At 63.7% G+C, this 15,250-nt stretch carries 16 protein-coding genes; 13 read left to right on the forward strand and 3 right to left on the reverse strand.

Annotated elements, in window-relative coordinates:
- Positions 1–164: 164 nt before the first annotated feature.
- The 3 genes from ACNFBR_RS02155 to ACNFBR_RS02165 all read left to right on the forward strand — a co-directional run bounded on the left by ACNFBR_RS02155 (position 165) and on the right by ACNFBR_RS02165 (position 4,927).
- Entirely contained in the window at positions 165–2,384 is a 2,220-nt protein-coding gene (locus tag ACNFBR_RS02155) for a primosomal protein N' (protein ID WP_416733482.1), read from the forward strand.
- A gap of 106 nt (positions 2,385–2,490) precedes the next feature.
- Entirely contained in the window at positions 2,491–4,227 is a 1,737-nt protein-coding gene (gene argS, locus ACNFBR_RS02160) for an arginine--tRNA ligase (RefSeq protein ID WP_416733483.1), read from the forward strand.
- A gap of 1 nt (position 4,228) precedes the next feature.
- A complete protein-coding gene (locus tag ACNFBR_RS02165; protein WP_416733484.1) occupies positions 4,229–4,927 on the forward strand; it encodes an SPOR domain-containing protein in 699 nt (232 codons plus the stop codon).
- A 34-nt stretch (positions 4,928–4,961) separates the two neighbouring features.
- On the opposite strand, the gene ACNFBR_RS02170 is transcribed toward ACNFBR_RS02165, so the two are convergent.
- The gene (locus ACNFBR_RS02170) at positions 4,962–5,381 is read right to left on the reverse strand and encodes an NINE protein (RefSeq protein ID WP_416733485.1); all 420 of its coding nucleotides are present in this window, start codon (positions 5,379–5,381) and stop codon (positions 4,962–4,964) included.
- A gap of 166 nt (positions 5,382–5,547) precedes the next feature.
- Here ACNFBR_RS02170 and ACNFBR_RS02175 point away from each other — a divergent pair, with 166 nt between their 5' ends.
- Entirely contained in the window at positions 5,548–6,174 is a 627-nt protein-coding gene (locus ACNFBR_RS02175) for a C40 family peptidase (protein WP_416733486.1), read from the forward strand.
- Between the two features lie 112 nt (positions 6,175–6,286).
- Here ACNFBR_RS02175 and ACNFBR_RS02180 read toward each other — a convergent pair whose 3' ends face one another.
- The gene (locus tag ACNFBR_RS02180) at positions 6,287–7,285 is read right to left on the reverse strand and encodes a type IV pilus twitching motility protein PilT (protein WP_416733487.1); all 999 of its coding nucleotides are present in this window, start codon (positions 7,283–7,285) and stop codon (positions 6,287–6,289) included.
- A gap of 65 nt (positions 7,286–7,350) precedes the next feature.
- Between ACNFBR_RS02180 and ACNFBR_RS02185 the strand changes: the two genes are divergently transcribed.
- From ACNFBR_RS02185 to ACNFBR_RS02225, 9 genes are all read left to right on the forward strand, one after another.
- Positions 7,351–8,031, forward strand: coding sequence for a YggS family pyridoxal phosphate-dependent enzyme (locus tag ACNFBR_RS02185; protein WP_416733488.1), 681 nt, complete (start codon positions 7,351–7,353; stop codon positions 8,029–8,031).
- A 38-nt stretch (positions 8,032–8,069) separates the two neighbouring features.
- A complete protein-coding gene (proC, locus tag ACNFBR_RS02190) occupies positions 8,070–8,888 on the forward strand; it encodes a pyrroline-5-carboxylate reductase (protein WP_416733489.1) in 819 nt (272 codons plus the stop codon).
- 10 nt (positions 8,889–8,898) lie between these two features.
- Positions 8,899–9,489: a YggT family protein gene (locus ACNFBR_RS02195; RefSeq protein ID WP_012274648.1), complete on the forward strand. Its 591-nt coding sequence runs from the start codon at positions 8,899–8,901 to the stop codon at positions 9,487–9,489.
- A gap of 88 nt (positions 9,490–9,577) precedes the next feature.
- A complete protein-coding gene (gene metX / locus ACNFBR_RS02200; protein ID WP_416733490.1) occupies positions 9,578–10,717 on the forward strand; it encodes a homoserine O-succinyltransferase MetX in 1,140 nt (379 codons plus the stop codon).
- A 7-nt stretch (positions 10,718–10,724) separates the two neighbouring features.
- Positions 10,725–11,345 (forward strand): methionine biosynthesis protein MetW, encoded by a 621-nt coding sequence (gene metW / locus ACNFBR_RS02205; protein ID WP_012274650.1) that lies wholly within the window; start codon positions 10,725–10,727, stop codon positions 11,343–11,345.
- Between the two features lie 22 nt (positions 11,346–11,367).
- Positions 11,368–11,802, forward strand: coding sequence for a DUF4426 domain-containing protein (locus ACNFBR_RS02210; RefSeq protein ID WP_416733491.1), 435 nt, complete (start codon positions 11,368–11,370; stop codon positions 11,800–11,802).
- The gene (gene rdgB / locus ACNFBR_RS02215) at positions 11,802–12,395 is read left to right on the forward strand and encodes an RdgB/HAM1 family non-canonical purine NTP pyrophosphatase (protein ID WP_416733492.1); all 594 of its coding nucleotides are present in this window, start codon (positions 11,802–11,804) and stop codon (positions 12,393–12,395) included. The genes ACNFBR_RS02210 and rdgB overlap by 1 nt, the downstream gene beginning before the upstream one ends.
- Positions 12,392–13,567, forward strand: a complete 1,176-nt coding sequence (gene hemW, locus ACNFBR_RS02220; RefSeq protein ID WP_416733493.1) for a radical SAM family heme chaperone HemW — start codon at positions 12,392–12,394, stop codon at positions 13,565–13,567. Before rdgB ends, hemW begins: the two co-directional genes overlap by 4 nt.
- Before the next feature lie 9 nt (positions 13,568–13,576).
- On the forward strand, positions 13,577–13,903 hold the full coding sequence (locus ACNFBR_RS02225; protein ID WP_003249095.1) for a DUF3392 domain-containing protein: 327 nt from the start codon (positions 13,577–13,579) through the stop codon (positions 13,901–13,903).
- A 624-nt stretch (positions 13,904–14,527) separates the two neighbouring features.
- Here the strand turns inward: ACNFBR_RS02225 and trmB are convergent.
- On the reverse strand, positions 14,528–15,250 hold the full coding sequence (trmB, locus tag ACNFBR_RS02230; RefSeq protein ID WP_004575478.1) for a tRNA (guanosine(46)-N7)-methyltransferase TrmB: 723 nt from the start codon (positions 15,248–15,250) through the stop codon (positions 14,528–14,530).

The following is a 15,250-nucleotide window of genomic DNA, read 5'->3' on the forward strand; positions in this document are numbered from 1 at the left end:
CACTTCCTCGAGCTGCGTGCCGCCACCCAACACCAATTGTTGAATACCGCACGTAATTAGGCGGCGAATAATACCAGAGCATGCCGCCAGCGCAAGATGTCGCTTGCACCGACCGTCGTCTGCTAGGCTCGCCAGTCCTTGTAACGCCCTCCGAGAATTATCGCGTGTCCGACGTCATCCTGCGCCTTGCCCTGCCCTCCCCGCTGCGTCGCCTGTTCGACTACAAGGCGCCGGCGAGCATGGCGCGCGAGGCCTTGACCCCCGGCATGCGCATCCGCGTGCCCTTTGGCCGACGCGAAATGATCGGCGTGCTGGTAGAGGTGTGCGCGCAGAGCGAAGTACCTGCCGACAAACTGAAACCGGCCAGCGCCCTGCTCGACCCGGTGTCACCCATCCCGGCATCGCTGTTCAAGCTGTGCCTGTGGACCGCCCAGTACTACCAGCACAGCCTGGGCGACACCCTGAGCTGGGCGTTGCCCACGCTGCTGCGCCAGGGCGAACCCGCCGAAATGCGCCAGGAGCGCTTCTGGCACATAGCCACCGGCGCCCGCCTGGAAGACCCGCGCATCGCCCGCGCGCCACGCCAGCGCGATGCCCTCAAGACCCTGGCCCAGCACCCGCACGGCGTGGCCCACAGCCTGCTGGCCAAGCTCAACCTGAACAAGGACAGCCTCGACCTGCTATTGGCCAAGGAACTGGTGCACATCGAGGTGCGCCGCCACCTGCCGGCGCTGCGCCATGAGCACTGGCTGGCGCAGCCGGAGCTGCCGCTCAACGAAGAGCAGCGCAATGCCTTCGACGCCGTGCGCGAAGGCTTTGGTGGCTTCGGTGCGTTCTTGCTGGCCGGCGTCACCGGTAGCGGCAAGACCGAGGTCTACCTGCAGCTGATCCGCGAGACACTGGAAGCCGGCAAGCAGGCACTGGTGCTGATCCCGGAGATCAACCTCGGCCCGCAAACCCTGGCGCGCTTCGAGCAACGCTTCAACGCGCGCATTGCCCTGCTGCACTCGGCAGTCAACGACCGCGAACGCCTGGATGCCTGGCTGGCGGCACGGGACGGCGAGGCCGACATCATCATCGGCACCCGCTCGGCATTGTTCACGCCAATGAAAAACCCCGGCCTGATCATCATCGACGAAGAGCACGACGGCTCATATAAACAGCAGGAAGGCCTGCGCTACCACGCCCGCGACCTGGCGCTGGTGCGCGCTCACCAGGAGAACATTCCGATCCTGCTCGGCTCCGCCACGCCGTCGCTGGAAACCCTGCACAACGCCCTGACCGGCCGCTACCGCCTGCTGCGCATGAACCAGCGCGCCGGTGGTGCGCGCCCGCCACGCATGCTGCGCCTGGATGTGAAAAGCCTGCCACTGGACAGCGGCATCAGCGGCCCGCTGCAACAGGCCATTCGCCAGACCCTGGAAGCCGGCCAGCAAGTGCTGGTGTTCCTCAACCGCCGAGGTTTTGCCCCGACCCTGCTGTGCCACGATTGCGGCTGGCTGTCCGAGTGCCCACGCTGCGATGCGCGCATGACCGTGCACCAACGCTCCGGCGTGCTGCGCTGCCACCACTGCGGCTATGACGAACGCCTGCCGCATCAGTGCCCGCAGTGCAACCACGTTGACCTGCGCCCGGTCGGAGCCGGCACCGAGCGCGCCGAAGAACGCCTGAAAGTGCTGTTCCCGGATTACCCGATCCTGCGCGTGGACCGCGACAGCACGGCGCGCAAGGACGCCATGCACAACCTGTTCAACACCATCCAGCGCGGCCAGCCGAGCATTCTCGTCGGCACCCAGATGCTCGCCAAGGGCCACCATTTCCCACGGGTGACCCTGGTGGCCATCCTCGATGCCGACGGCGGGCTGTTCTCAGGTGATTTCCGCGCCAGCGAACGCATGGCACAACTGATCGTGCAGGTGGCCGGCCGTGCCGGGCGTGCCGAAGAACCTGGCAAGGTGATCATCCAGACCCACCTGGCCGACCATCCACTGCTGGTGCAGCTTACCGAGCAAGGCTACTTCGCCTTTGCCGAACAGGCCCTGGACGAACGCCGCGCCGCCGGGCTGCCGCCTTACTCGCACCTGGCCCTGCTGCGTGCCGAAGCGCACAAACCGGGGCAGGCCGAAGCGTTCCTCGACGAAGCCTGTGCCGCCGCCGAACGCTTGGTGGCCGAACAGCGCCTGCCGGGCATCGAGTTGCTTGGCCCAGTGCCGGCGCCCATGGAGCGCCGTGCCGGGCGCTTTCGCGCGCAACTGTTGATACAGGCCAATACCCGGGCGCCTTTGCATCGACTGATCAGCGCCTGGTTGCTAGTGTTGGAGCAGCTGCCGAGCGGGCGCCAGGTGCGCTGGTCGCTGGATGTCGACCCGGTCGACCTTTACTGAGCTGCAGCCCAAAGGTTGGCAACCCGCTCCCGGCAACGGATAATGCCCAGTTTTTCCACCTGCGCATCCAGGCGCTCACCGCGCTTGCGGTCGAAAAGAGATCCCCATGAAAGACACCATTCGCCAGCTGATCCAGCAAGCCCTCACCCAACTCGTCAACGACGGTGTGCTGCCTGAAGGGCTGTCGCCGGCGATCCAGGTGGAAAACGCCCGGGACAAGACCCACGGCGACTTCGCCAGCAACATCGCCATGATGCTGGCCAAGCCGGCCGGCATGAAGCCACGCGACCTCGCCGAGAAACTGATCAACGCGCTGCCGGCCAGCGCCGACATCAGCAAGGTCGAGATCGCCGGCCCTGGCTTCCTGAACTTCTTCCAGAACACCGACGCTTTGGCCAAGCGCCTGGATGCCGCCCTGGCCGACGCCCACCTGGGCGTGCGCAAGGCCGGCCCGAGCGAGAAAGTCGTCATCGACATGTCGGCGCCAAACCTGGCCAAAGAAATGCACGTTGGCCACCTGCGCTCGACCATCATCGGCGACAGCGTTGCGCGCGTGCTGGAGTTCCTGGGCGACAACGTCATTCGCCAGAACCACGTCGGCGACTGGGGCACCCAGTTCGGTATGCTGATGGCCTATCTGCAGGAAAACCCAATCACCAGCGACGAGCTGTCGGACCTGGAGAACTTCTACCGCGCGGCGAAAAAGCGCTTCGATGAGTCGGAAGAGTTCGCCACCCGCGCCCGTGGCCTGGTGGTCAAGCTGCAGGCCGGCGACCCTGAGTGCCTGGCCCTGTGGACACGCTTCAAGGACATCTCGCTGTCGCACTGCCAGAAGACCTACGAGCTGCTTAACGTCAAACTGACCATGGCCGACGTGATGGGTGAAAGCGCCTACAACGACGACCTGGCCAACGTGGTGGCCGACCTCAAGGCCAAGGGCCTGCTGGTCGAAGACCAAGGCGCCCAGTGCGTATTCCTCGAAGAGTTCAAGAACAGCGAAGGTGAGCCACTGCCGGTGATCGTGCAGAAGGCCGACGGCGGCTACCTGTATGCCACCACCGACCTGGCCGCCGTGCGCTACCGCAGCAACGTGCTCAAGGCTGACCGCGCGTTGTACTTCGTCGACCAGCGTCAGGCTCTGCACTTCAACCAAGTGTTCGAAGTCGCCCGCCGCGCCGGCTTCGTTGGCCACCCGATGCAGATGGAGCACATGGGCTTCGGCACCATGAACGGCGCCGACGGCCGCCCGTTCAAGACCCGTGACGGCGGCACCGTGAAGCTGATCGACCTGCTCACCGAGGCCAAGGAGCGTGCCTACGCGCTGGTCAAGGAGAAGAACCCGAGCCTGGCCGACGACGACCTGCGCCACATCGGGGAAGTGGTGGGTATTGGCGCGGTGAAATACGCCGACCTGTCCAAGCACCGTACCAGCGACTACAGCTTCAACTTCGAGCTAATGCTCAATTTCGAAGGCAACACCGCGCCTTACCTGCTGTACGCCTACACCCGCGTAGCCGGCGTGTTCCGCAAGCTGGGCAAGGGCTTCGACGAAGTCGACGGCAACATCGTGCTGCAGGCTGCCCACGAGCAGGACCTGGCCGCGCGCCTGGCTCAGTTTGGCGAAATCCTCAACAACGTCGCCGACAAAGGCACGCCGCACGTCCTGTGCAGCTACCTGTACGACCTGGCCGGCCTGTTCTCCAGCTTCTACGAGAACTGCCCGATCCTCGCCGCCGAAACCCCTGAGCAACAGCAGAGCCGCCTGCGCCTGGCCGCCCTGACTGGCCGCACCCTCAAACAAGGTCTGGAGCTGCTCGGCCTGGAAACCCTGGAGCGCATGTAAGTTGGCTGCCAAGAAAAAACCTGCCCCAAAGCGCGGCGCCAGCCGCCAGACGGCGCCGGCCAAGCAGCCGATTCCAGGCTGGGTATGGCTGGCCGTCGGCCTGACCGTTGGCGCGTTCATCGTGTTCCTGATGAAGCTCGAACCCGGTGGCGACGACATCAAGCGCGCCAAGCCCGAGCAGCAGAAGCCGGAGAAGGTGTCCGAGGCCAGCAAGCCTGCGCAGGCCACCCCGCAACAGCCGGTGAAGCCGAAGTACGACTTCTACACCCTGTTGCCGGAGTCCGAGGTGATCGTGCCGCCAGAGGCCGTACCAGAGAAAACGCCACCGGTGCCGGCCCAGCCGGTCACCCCGGTGACGCCAGCAGAAGCGGCAAAAATCGACACCGCGCGGGCCCAGGCAGCGTTGCTTGGCCAGACCCCGCCACCGCCGCCACCGGTGATCAAGCCGGCAGCCACCACTCAGTACTTCCTGCAAGCCGGTTCGTTCCGCAAGCAGGCCGATGCCGACAAGGTGCGCGCGCAGATCATCCTGCTAGGCCAGTCGGTGAAGGTGGAATCCGGTACGGTCAAGGATGAAACCTGGTACCGCGTATTGGTCGGGCCGTTCAGCAACCGTGAGCAGCTGACCGGCGCGCAGAAACAGCTGGCCGGGGCTGGGTTCAGCAACCTGTTGCTGCAACAGCGGCAGACCCGTCAGTAATCCTGGGTTGGGGCGCGTTGCGCCCCCGCCCACCTTATCCCCGCCCCGCATTCCTCTCGGAAACCTGGCTGTTCAGTGTCCAGAAGTCGTACAGCACCCCCACCAGGAACAACCCGCCGGTAAAGAAGTAGATGATCGCGGTGATCCACTTGCCCTGGTACAGCCGATGCAGGCCAAACACGCCAAGGAAGGTCAGCAGGATCCAGGCGATGTTGTAGTCGATACGTCCTGACTGGAACCGCAAGTCGGCTTCACGGTCCATGGACGGGATCAGGAACAGGTCGATCAACCAACCAATACCCAGCAGGCCGAAGGTGAAGAACCAGAGGGTCCCGGTAATCGGCTTGCCGTAGTAGAAGCGGTGGGACCCGGTAAAGCCGAAAATCCACAGCAGGTAGCCAATGGTCTTGCTGTGGGTGTCGTGAAAGGGCGCCCCCTGTTGATAACTGTTCATTCATAGCCCCTGTGGGTTATCCGAAAATTTTCTAAAAAAAAATGTGACTTTCTCGTGGCAGGCCGACGTACGGCACCTGGGCAATCGACCAACGGATCAAAGATTGATCAAAAAGCTGTTATAAAGTTGCGCGCCCAACACATAACTATTCATAAGAGCTTCATCTATGCCGCCTTTGATCAAGACATGGCTGACCCTCTGCCTATTATTGCCCCTGGCCGCCCACGCCACCAATCGTGAGCAACGTCTTCCCAATGGTTTCACCGGCTACACCACCAACGCCTCGGTGAAACACGCACCGGTCAAGCAGACCGCGCTGCGCGCTCGCCCCAGCAACGCCGCCAGCAGCCGCGGCGTGCAGGTCGCCGCCATGTCGCCCAAGCAAAGCAGCGATGTGCTCAGCCGTGCGGTGAATGTGCTCGGTACCCCCTATGTTTGGGGCGGCAGCAGCCCGAAAAAAGGCTTCGACTGCAGCGGGCTGGTCAAGTACGCCTTCAACGACGTCGCCGATGTCGACCTGCCGCGCACCTCCAACGCCATGGCCCAGGGCCACGGCGTGAAGGTGGCCAAGGGTGACCTGAAGCCTGGCGACCTGATTTTCTTCAACATCAAGAGCCGCCGGGTGAACCATGTTGCCATCTACCTGGGCAACGACCGCTTCATCCATGCGCCACGGCGCGGCAAGCGGGTGAGCATCGACACCCTGAGCAAGCCTTACTGGCAGAAGCACTACGTTGTGGCCAAACGCGTGCTACCGAAGGAACAGCAGCAGCTGAGCCTGGCCAAGCGTTAAGCAAGTCCGGCCTCTTCGCGGGCTAGCCCGCTCCTACAGAGACAACACAGCCCTCGAAGTCTGTGCTGACCCTGTGGGAGTGGGCTTGCCCGCGAAAGGGCCGGTGCAAGCACTACAGGTCTTTGATCAGCCCCTTCTCTTTCAAACCCCGCATCGCCCCCTCCATCGTCCGCATCCCCTGCGCCATTCCCGCCTGCATCACCGAACACAACTGCGCCATCCGTCCCTCCCGAACTAAATTGCGCACCGCCGGCGTCGCCACCAGCACTTCCCGCGCCGCCACCCGCCCACCGCCCACGCGCCTGACCAGCACCTGCGTGACCACCAGGCGCAGCGACTCGGCCAGCATCGCCCGCACCAACAGCTTTTCCTCGGCAGCGAACACCTCCACCAACCTGTCGATGCTGCCGGCCGCCGAACGCGCGTGCACGGTTGCCAGCACCAGATGCCCGGTTTCGGCCGCGCGCAGTGCCAGGCGAATGGTCTCCAGGTCACGCAACTCGCCGATCATGATCACATCCGGGTCCTGGCGCAGCGCACTGCTCAGCCCCTGAGCAAAGCCGCGACTATGCCGACCCACCTCACGCTGGTTGACCAGGCTGCGCTGGCTGCTGTGGATAACCTCGACGGGGTCTTCCAGGGTAATGATGTGCAGCGCCCGCGCGCGGTTCAGCTGGTCTAACAGCGTGGCCAGGGTGCTGGACTTGCCACTGCCGGTCGGCCCACCCACCAGAATCAGGCCATCACGGCATTGAGCAACAGCTTGAAACACACCTGCCAGGTCAAGCTCATCCAGCGTGGCGATACGCCCCTGAATCAACCGAAAAGCCACAGCGGGGCCATTCAACTGGCGAAACAAGTTCAGACGAAAACGCCCAAGCGCAGGCAACTCCAGCGCCAGGTCCAGTTCATCGCCCTGGGCCCACTGTCGGCGCTGCTCGTCATCCAGCAGGGTAGCCATGCCTTCGATCAAGGCATCCGCCCCCAAAGGCGGCAAGCCCATGCACTGCAACTCGCCATCCAATCGCAGCATCGGTATCTGGCCCGCCGCCAGATGCAGGTCCGAAGCCCCCGCATCCACGGCCCGGGCCAACAGGTCAGTCACGTCCATGAGACTCCCCAAAGGCCTTCAAGTAGGTAGAATGCCGCAGACCCTTCAGTTGCCGGCATCCGTCCATGTCCACCCTAGCAGACAACCTTTCCGCGATTTCCGCCCGTATCGCCAGCGCCGCCCAGGCGGCCGGGCGCGATCCGGCCAGCGTTCAGTTGCTGGCCGTGAGCAAGACCAAGCCGGCCAGCGCCATCCGCGAGGTCCACGCCGCAGGCGTGCGCGATTTTGGGGAAAACTACCTACAGGAAGCGCTGACAAAGCAGCAGGATCTCAGCGACTTGCCCTTGATCTGGCACTTCATCGGCCCCATTCAGTCGAACAAGACCAAAGCCATCGCCGAGCATTTCGACTGGGTACATTCCGTGGACCGCCTGAAAATCGCCCAACGCTTGTCGCAGCAGCGCCCTGCCGGGCTGGCACCGTTGAACATCTGCCTGCAGGTGAACGTCAGCGGTGAAGACAGCAAATCCGGCTGCGCCCCCGCCGACCTGCCGGCCCTGGCCAAGGCAGTGACTGCACTGCCCAACCTGCGCCTGCGCGGGCTGATGGCAATCCCCGAACCCACCGACGACCGGGTCGCCCAGGAGGCCGCTTTCGCCAGCTTGCGCAAGCTGCAGGAAGGCCTTGGCCTGGACACGCTGTCCATGGGCATGAGCCACGACCTGGAAGCGGCGATTGCACAGGGTGCGACCTGGGTGCGCATCGGCACCGCCCTGTTCGGTGCCCGCGACTACGGCAACACCTGATTTCATGCTTCACTCACTCTTTTCCACAAGGACCTGACATGAGCAAGACACGTATTGCCTTTATCGGCGCCGGCAACATGGCCGCCAGCCTGATCGGCGGTCTGCGTGCCCAGGGCCTGGACGCCTCGCAGATCCGCGCCAGCGACCCGGGCGCCGAGACCCGCGGCCGCATCCAGGCCGAGCACGGCATCGAAACCTTCGAGGACAATGCCCAGGCCATCGACGGCGCCGACGTCATCGTGCTGGCGGTCAAGCCACAAGTCATGAAAACCGTGTGCCAGGCCCTGCAACCCAACCTGCGGGATGGCCAACTGATCGTTTCCATCGCCGCCGGCATCACCTGTGCCAGCCTGCAAAGCTGGGTGGGCGCTCGCCCGGTGGTGCGCTGCATGCCCAACACCCCCGCACTATTGCGCCAGGGCGTGAGCGGCCTGTACGCCACCGCCGAAGTGTCTGGCGAGCAGCGCCAGCAGGCCGAACAACTGCTGTCGGCCGTGGGCACCGCCCTGTGGCTGGAGCAGGAACAGCAACTGGACGCCGTGACTGCGGTGTCCGGAAGCGGCCCGGCCTACTTCTTCCTGCTGATCGAGGCCATGACCGCCGCCGGTGAAAAGCTCGGCCTGCCACGCGAAACCGCTTCCCAGCTAACCTTGCAGACCGCTCTGGGGGCCGCGCGCATGGCGGTTGCCAGCGATGTCGATGCCGCCGAACTGCGCCGCCGCGTCACCTCGCCCGCCGGCACCACGGAAGCGGCGATCAAATCGTTCCAGGCCAGCGGCTTCGAAGCCATCGTCGAGCAGGCGCTGCAGGCTGCAGCCACGCGTTCCGCCGAGCTGGCCGAACAATTGGGCAAATAAGGAGCTTTAGATGAATGCACTGTCCGGCGCCGCGATCTTCGTGGTGCAAACCTTGGTCAGCCTGTACCTGGTGATCGTGCTGCTGCGCTTCGTGCTGCAACTGGTCAAGGCCAACTTCTACAACCCACTGTGCCAGTTCGCGGTGCGTGCCACTCAGCCGCTGCTCAAGCCGATCCGCCGGGTTATCCCCAGTGTCGGTGGGCTGGACACCTCGTCGCTGCTGCTGGCAATCGTCATCCAGGCGCTGCTGATGGGCTTTGTGCTGATGGTCACCTACGGCACCTTCGGTGACATCCTGCACCTGCTGATGTGGGCGATCATCGGTATCACCTCGCTGTTCCTGAAGATCTTCTGGGTGGCGATGATCGTGATGGTGATCGTTTCCTGGGTCGCCCCCAACAGCCACAACCCGGCAGCCGAGCTGGCCTACCAGATCAGCGAACCGGTGCTGGCACCGTTCCGCCGCCTGGTGCCCAACCTGGGCGGCATGGATATCTCGCCGATCTTCGCCTTCCTGGCGATCCAGGTGATCCAGTCGTTCGTCATGCCCCCACTGGCCGCCTACGCCGGCATGCCACAGGAACTGTGGCGCATGATCTGACCCTGGTTACCCCCAGCGGCAAGCCTTTGCTTGCCGCTGGGGGTAGCGCTCTTTAGACTTACGCCTCCGTCAAGCGTGAGCAGGGTCGATGTCCACTGTCTTTCCCGAAGATTCCGTCGGTCTGGTAGTACCGCAAACCGCCCGGTTCGATGAACCGCTGGCCCTGGCCTGTGGCCGTTCCCTGGCCAGTTACGAACTGGTCTACGAGACCTATGGCACCCTGAACGCCAGCGCGAGCAACGCCGTGCTGATCTGCCATGCCCTTTCCGGCCACCACCATGCCGCTGGCTATCATGCCGCCACCGACCGCAAGCCGGGCTGGTGGGACAGCTGCATCGGCCCAGGCAAGCCAATCGATACCAACCGCTTCTTCGTGGTCAGCCTGAACAACCTCGGCGGCTGCAACGGCAGCACCGGCCCCAGCAGCGTCAACCCGGCCACCGGCAAGCCCTATGGCGCCGATTTCCCGGTATTGACCGTGGAGGACTGGGTGCACAGCCAGGTGCGCCTGGGCGAACGCCTGGGCATCCAGCAATGGGCCGCTGTCGTCGGCGGCAGCCTGGGCGGCATGCAGGCACTGCAATGGACCATCAGCTACCCCGAGCGCGTGCGCCACTGCGTCGACATCGCTTCGGCACCCAAGCTGTCGGCGCAGAACATCGCCTTCAACGAGGTGGCACGCCAGGCGATTCTCACCGACCCTGAGTTCCACGGCGGCTCGTTCCAGGACCAAGGCGTGATCCCCAAGCGCGGCCTGATGCTGGCACGCATGGTCGGCCACATCACCTACCTGTCCGACGACTCGATGGGTGAAAAATTCGGCCGCGAGCTGAAAAGCGACAAGCTCAACTATGACTTCCACAGCGTCGAGTTCCAGGTCGAAAGCTACCTGCGCTATCAGGGCGAGGAGTTTTCCGGCCGTTTCGACGCCAATACCTACCTGCTGATGACCAAGGCGCTGGACTACTTCGACCCAGCCGCCAGCCAGGGGGGTGACCTGGCCGCCACGCTGGCCCACGTCACGGCGGACTACTGCATCATGTCGTTCACCACCGACTGGCGCTTCTCCCCAGCCCGTTCACGCGAGATCGTCGACGCGCTGATGGCCGCGCGCAAGAACGTCTGCTACCTGGAGATCGACTCCCCTTACGGGCACGATGCCTTCCTGATCCCCACACCTCGCTACATGCAGGGTTTCTCGAACTACATGAACCGCATTGCCATCTGAGGACAGCATGAGAGCCGATCTGGAAATCATCCACGACTGGATCCCCGCCGGCAGCCGGGTACTCGACCTGGGCTGCGGCAGCGGCGAACTGCTGGCCTCGCTGCGTGACCGCAAACAGGTCACCGGCTATGGCCTGGAGATCGACGCCGACAACATCGCCGCCTGCGTGGCCAAAGGCGTCAACGTCATCGAGCAGGACCTGGACAAAGGCCTTGGCAACTTCGCCAGCAACAGCTTCGACGTGGTAATCATGACCCAGGCCCTGCAGGCCGTGGAGTACCCCGACCGCATCCTCGACGAGATGCTGCGCGTGGGCCGCCAGTGCATCATTACCTTCCCCAACTTCGGCCACTGGCGCTGCCGCTGGTACCTGGCGACCAAAGGCCGCATGCCGGTCTCGGACTTCATGCCGTACACCTGGTACAACACGCCGAACATCCACTTCTGCACCTTCGCCGACTTCGAAGAACTGGTGCACGAACGACGGGCCAAGGTGCTTGACCGCCTGGCGGTCGACCACTTGCATCGCAACGGGTGGGGTGGCCGGCTTTGGCCTAATCTTCTAGGTGAGATCGGCATCTACCGCGTCAGCAGCCCGAGCTTGCAAGAGCACCAGCTCGCGGTCTGACGCCCACCGGAGGAATCGCCCCATGCGTCGCCTAGCCCTGTTCCTGATCAGCCTGTGCCTGGCCCTGCCGGTACTGGCTGCCGATGCCGCCCGCCCCGAGCGCAAGGAAGTGTTTGGCGACGTGACGGTGCACTACAGCGCATTCACTTCGAGCATGCTCACACCCGAGGTGGCCGCAGCCACCGGCCTGGTTCGCAGCAAGAACCAGGGCGTGCTCAACATCGCTGTGCTCAAGGCCGACAAGCCCACTCCAGCGCTGGTCAGCGGCACGGTCAAGGACCTGACGGGGCGCAGCAACCCTCTGTCGTTCAAGCAAATCACCGAACAGGGCGCGGTGTACTACGTCGCCCAATTCAAGATCGACCAGCCCGAAACCGTCACCTTCGACCTGAACATCGAAACCGGCGGGATCAGCAACTCCCTCAGCTTCAACCAGGAAGTTTTCCCAGGCGAATAATGAATTTCCAGCAACTCGTATTGGCCAGCCACAACGCCGGCAAACTCAAGGAACTCCAGGCCATGCTCGGCCAGTCCGTGCAACTGCGCTCGATTGGTGAGTTCAGCCAGGTCGAGCCGGAAGAAACCGGCCTGTCGTTCGTCGAGAACGCCATTCTCAAGGCGCGCAACGCCGCCCGTATTTCCGGCCTACCGGCCCTGGCCGACGACTCCGGCCTGGCGGTGGACTTCCTCGGCGGCGCGCCGGGCATCTACTCGGCGCGCTATGCCGATGGCAAGGGTGACGCGGCGAACAACGCCAAGCTGCTCGAAGCCTTGAAAGACGTGCCTGAAGCCGAGCGCGGCGCGCAGTTCGTCTGCGTACTGGCTTTGGTACGCCACGCCGACGACCCGCTGCCGATCCTGTGCGAAGGCCTGTGGCACGGCAGCATCCTCTTTGAAGCCAGCGGCGAGCATGGCTTTGGCTACGACCCGCTGTTCTGGGTACCGGAGCGCAGCTGCTCCAGCGCCGACCTGGCTCCGGCAGACAAGAACCAGCTCAGCCACCGCGCCCGTGCCATGGCCCTGCTGCGCCAACGTCTGGGCCTGGCATGATCGCAACGCTGTCCACTCCCGGCGCGGTGCGCTTCACCAGCCTGCCGCCGCTGGCGCTGTACATCCACATCCCGTGGTGTGTACGCAAATGCCCTTACTGCGACTTCAACTCCCACGCTGCCGGGCCTGAGCTGCCGGAAGACGCCTACGTCACAGCCCTGCTGGACGACCTCGACCAGGAACTGGCCGCCGTGCAAGGCCGCCCGATTAGCTCGATCTTCTTCGGTGGCGGCACGCCCAGCCTGTTCAGTGCCAACGCCCTCGGCCGGCTGCTGCGCGGCGTGGAGCAGCGCATCCCGTTCGCGCCAGACATCGAAATTACCCTGGAGGCCAACCCGGGCACTTTCGAGCAGGACAAGTTCAAGGCCTATCGGCAAACCGGCATCAACCGCCTGTCCATCGGCGTGCAGAGCTTTCAACCGGCCAAGCTGCAGGCGCTGGGGCGAATCCACAACGGCGACGAAGCGGTGCGGGCCGCCGGCATGGCGCGCGCAGCCGGCTTCGATAACTTCAACATGGACCTGATGCACGGCCTGCCCGACCAGTCGCTGGACGATGCGCTCAGTGATCTGCGCCAGGCCATAGATCTGGAGCCGACGCACCTGTCGTGGTACCAGCTGACCGTGGAACCAAACACGGTGTTCTGGAACCAGCCGCCAGAGCTGCCCGAAGACGACATCCTCTGGGACATCCAGGAGGCCGGCCAGGCGCTGATGGCCGAGCACGGTTACCGCCAGTACGAGGTATCAGCCTATGCCCAGGCAGGTCGCGCTGCCCGCCACAACCTCAACTACTGGCGCTTCGGCGACTTCATCGGCATCGGCGCTGGCGCCCACGGCAAGCTGACCTTCGCCGACGGACGCATCCTGCGGACCTGGAAGACCCGTCTGCCCAAGGATTACCTGAACCTGGCCAAGCCGTTCAAGGCCGGCGAGAAGCTGTTGCCGGTTGACGAGCTGCCGTTCGAGTTCCTGATGAACGCCCTGCGGCTCACCGATGGCGTGGAGGCCGAGCTGTTCACCCAGCGCACTGGCTTGCCGCTGGAACAACTGCGCGAGGCACGCCGCGCCGCCGAACAAAAAGGCCTTTTGCGGGTCGAACCGGATCGACTGGTGGCCACGCCAAGGGGCCAGTTGTTCCTCAATGACCTGCTGCAGTATTTCTTGACCTAAGGATGACCCATGGATCTGGTACTTGATCTGCTTGCGACGGTTTCCCGCTGGAGCCGCAGCAACCTGTCGGAGATTTCACTGGCCTTGGTAGGCTGCCTGCTGGTGCTGTTCGGCACCGATGTCAAAGCCTGGGCCGAGCAACGCCTGGGCGGCCTGGCGGGCGCCCTGCGCGTGCCGTTCATGGCGTTGATGGTGATGATCGGCAGCGGTGCAGCGCTGATCTACGCCACACCGTGGGTGGTGAAGGGGCTGAGCCAGTTCAACAACTATGCGCTGGCACCGGTGTTGCTGGTGGTGCTGGTGTTGATTGGCGTGGTGGCTGATCGCCGAGGGTAGAAATGGCTAAAAGCTGCCCCGGGATACCAGGGCAGCCCTACCACCTGACTAGCCCTTAACGGGCATCATCGAAGTGGTCACGCATGAAGTCCCGAACAGTCTTGAGCACTATCAAGATCCGGACAAGCTTCCAGGCGCGGCTCAGCGCATCAAGCAAACGCTTCATATGCCTTGGCCTCCGTATTGGCGGGCCAGTCTTCCAGCATCTAACCGGCGCTTCGATGCCTTCGAAAACCGTGTAAGTCTTCAGTGAAGTGGCCAGGTTGATGGCCCTTCGAAAGCATCACCGGCACGGTTCTCAAGCCGCGTCGAAGGGGCCGAAAAGCAGAATTCATCTCCTACCCGGCCCATCACTGAATACCCTTAAACGGGAGCAGCGCGATGGTACTCGCATTCTCCGATCAAGACTGTTAACCACTCCGACACACATGATGCTAAAAATTTCCGGGCATTGACGCGGCATCTACGCCTACCTATGATCCGTGAACCGTGTGAGTTTTCAGTGAAGTCCTGAGCGACGGATACTCAGTCCTACCGCTCAAAAAAAAACCGCTCTTCTCAGAGCGGTTTTTTTTCGCCTGCATATCCGCAAGCACCAGTGCATCGAAAGGCTGACTCAGCCAATCAATCCACCTTCTCGAACTTCAGATCCCACACCCCATGTCCCAGCCGCTCGCCGCGGCGTTCGAACTTGGTGATCGGGCGCTCTTCCGGGCGTGGCACATAGGTACCATCGGCCGCACGGTTGCGGTAGCCGGGGGCAGCACTCATCACTTCCAGCATGTACTCGGCATACGGTTCCCAGTCGGTCGCCATATGGAATACGCCACCGGGCTTGAGCTTGCGCCGTACCAGCTCGGCAAACTCCAGCTGGACGATGCGGCGCTTGTGGTGGCGCGCCTTGTGCCAAGGGTCGGGGAAGAACAGCATCAGGCGATCGAGGCTGTTGTCCGCCACGCAGCGGTTCAGCACTTCGATGGCATCGCAGTCATACACCCGCAGGTTCTTCAGGCCCTGGGTCAGCACGCCGTTGAGCAGCGCGCCTACACCCGGACGGTGCACTTCCACACCGATGAAGTCCTGCTCAGGCGCGGCAGCGGCCATCTCCAGCAGGGAATGACCCATGCCGAAGCCGATCTCCAGGGTGCGCGGCGCCGACCGGCCGAATACCTGGTCGTAGTCCACCGGGCTGTCGGCCAACGGCAGGATGTACAGCGGGCCGCCCTGGTCCAGGCCGCGTTGCTGGCCTTCGGTCATGCGCCCGGCACGCATCACGAAGCTCTTGATGCGGCGGTGTGGGCGGGCTTCGCCGTCGGGGGTGATCGGCGTATCGTGCGATTCAGTCAT

The sequence above is a fragment of the Pseudomonas sp. NY11955 genome (assembly GCF_048068035.1).
In the GTDB taxonomy this organism is placed as follows: Bacteria; Pseudomonadota; Gammaproteobacteria; order Pseudomonadales; family Pseudomonadaceae; genus Aquipseudomonas.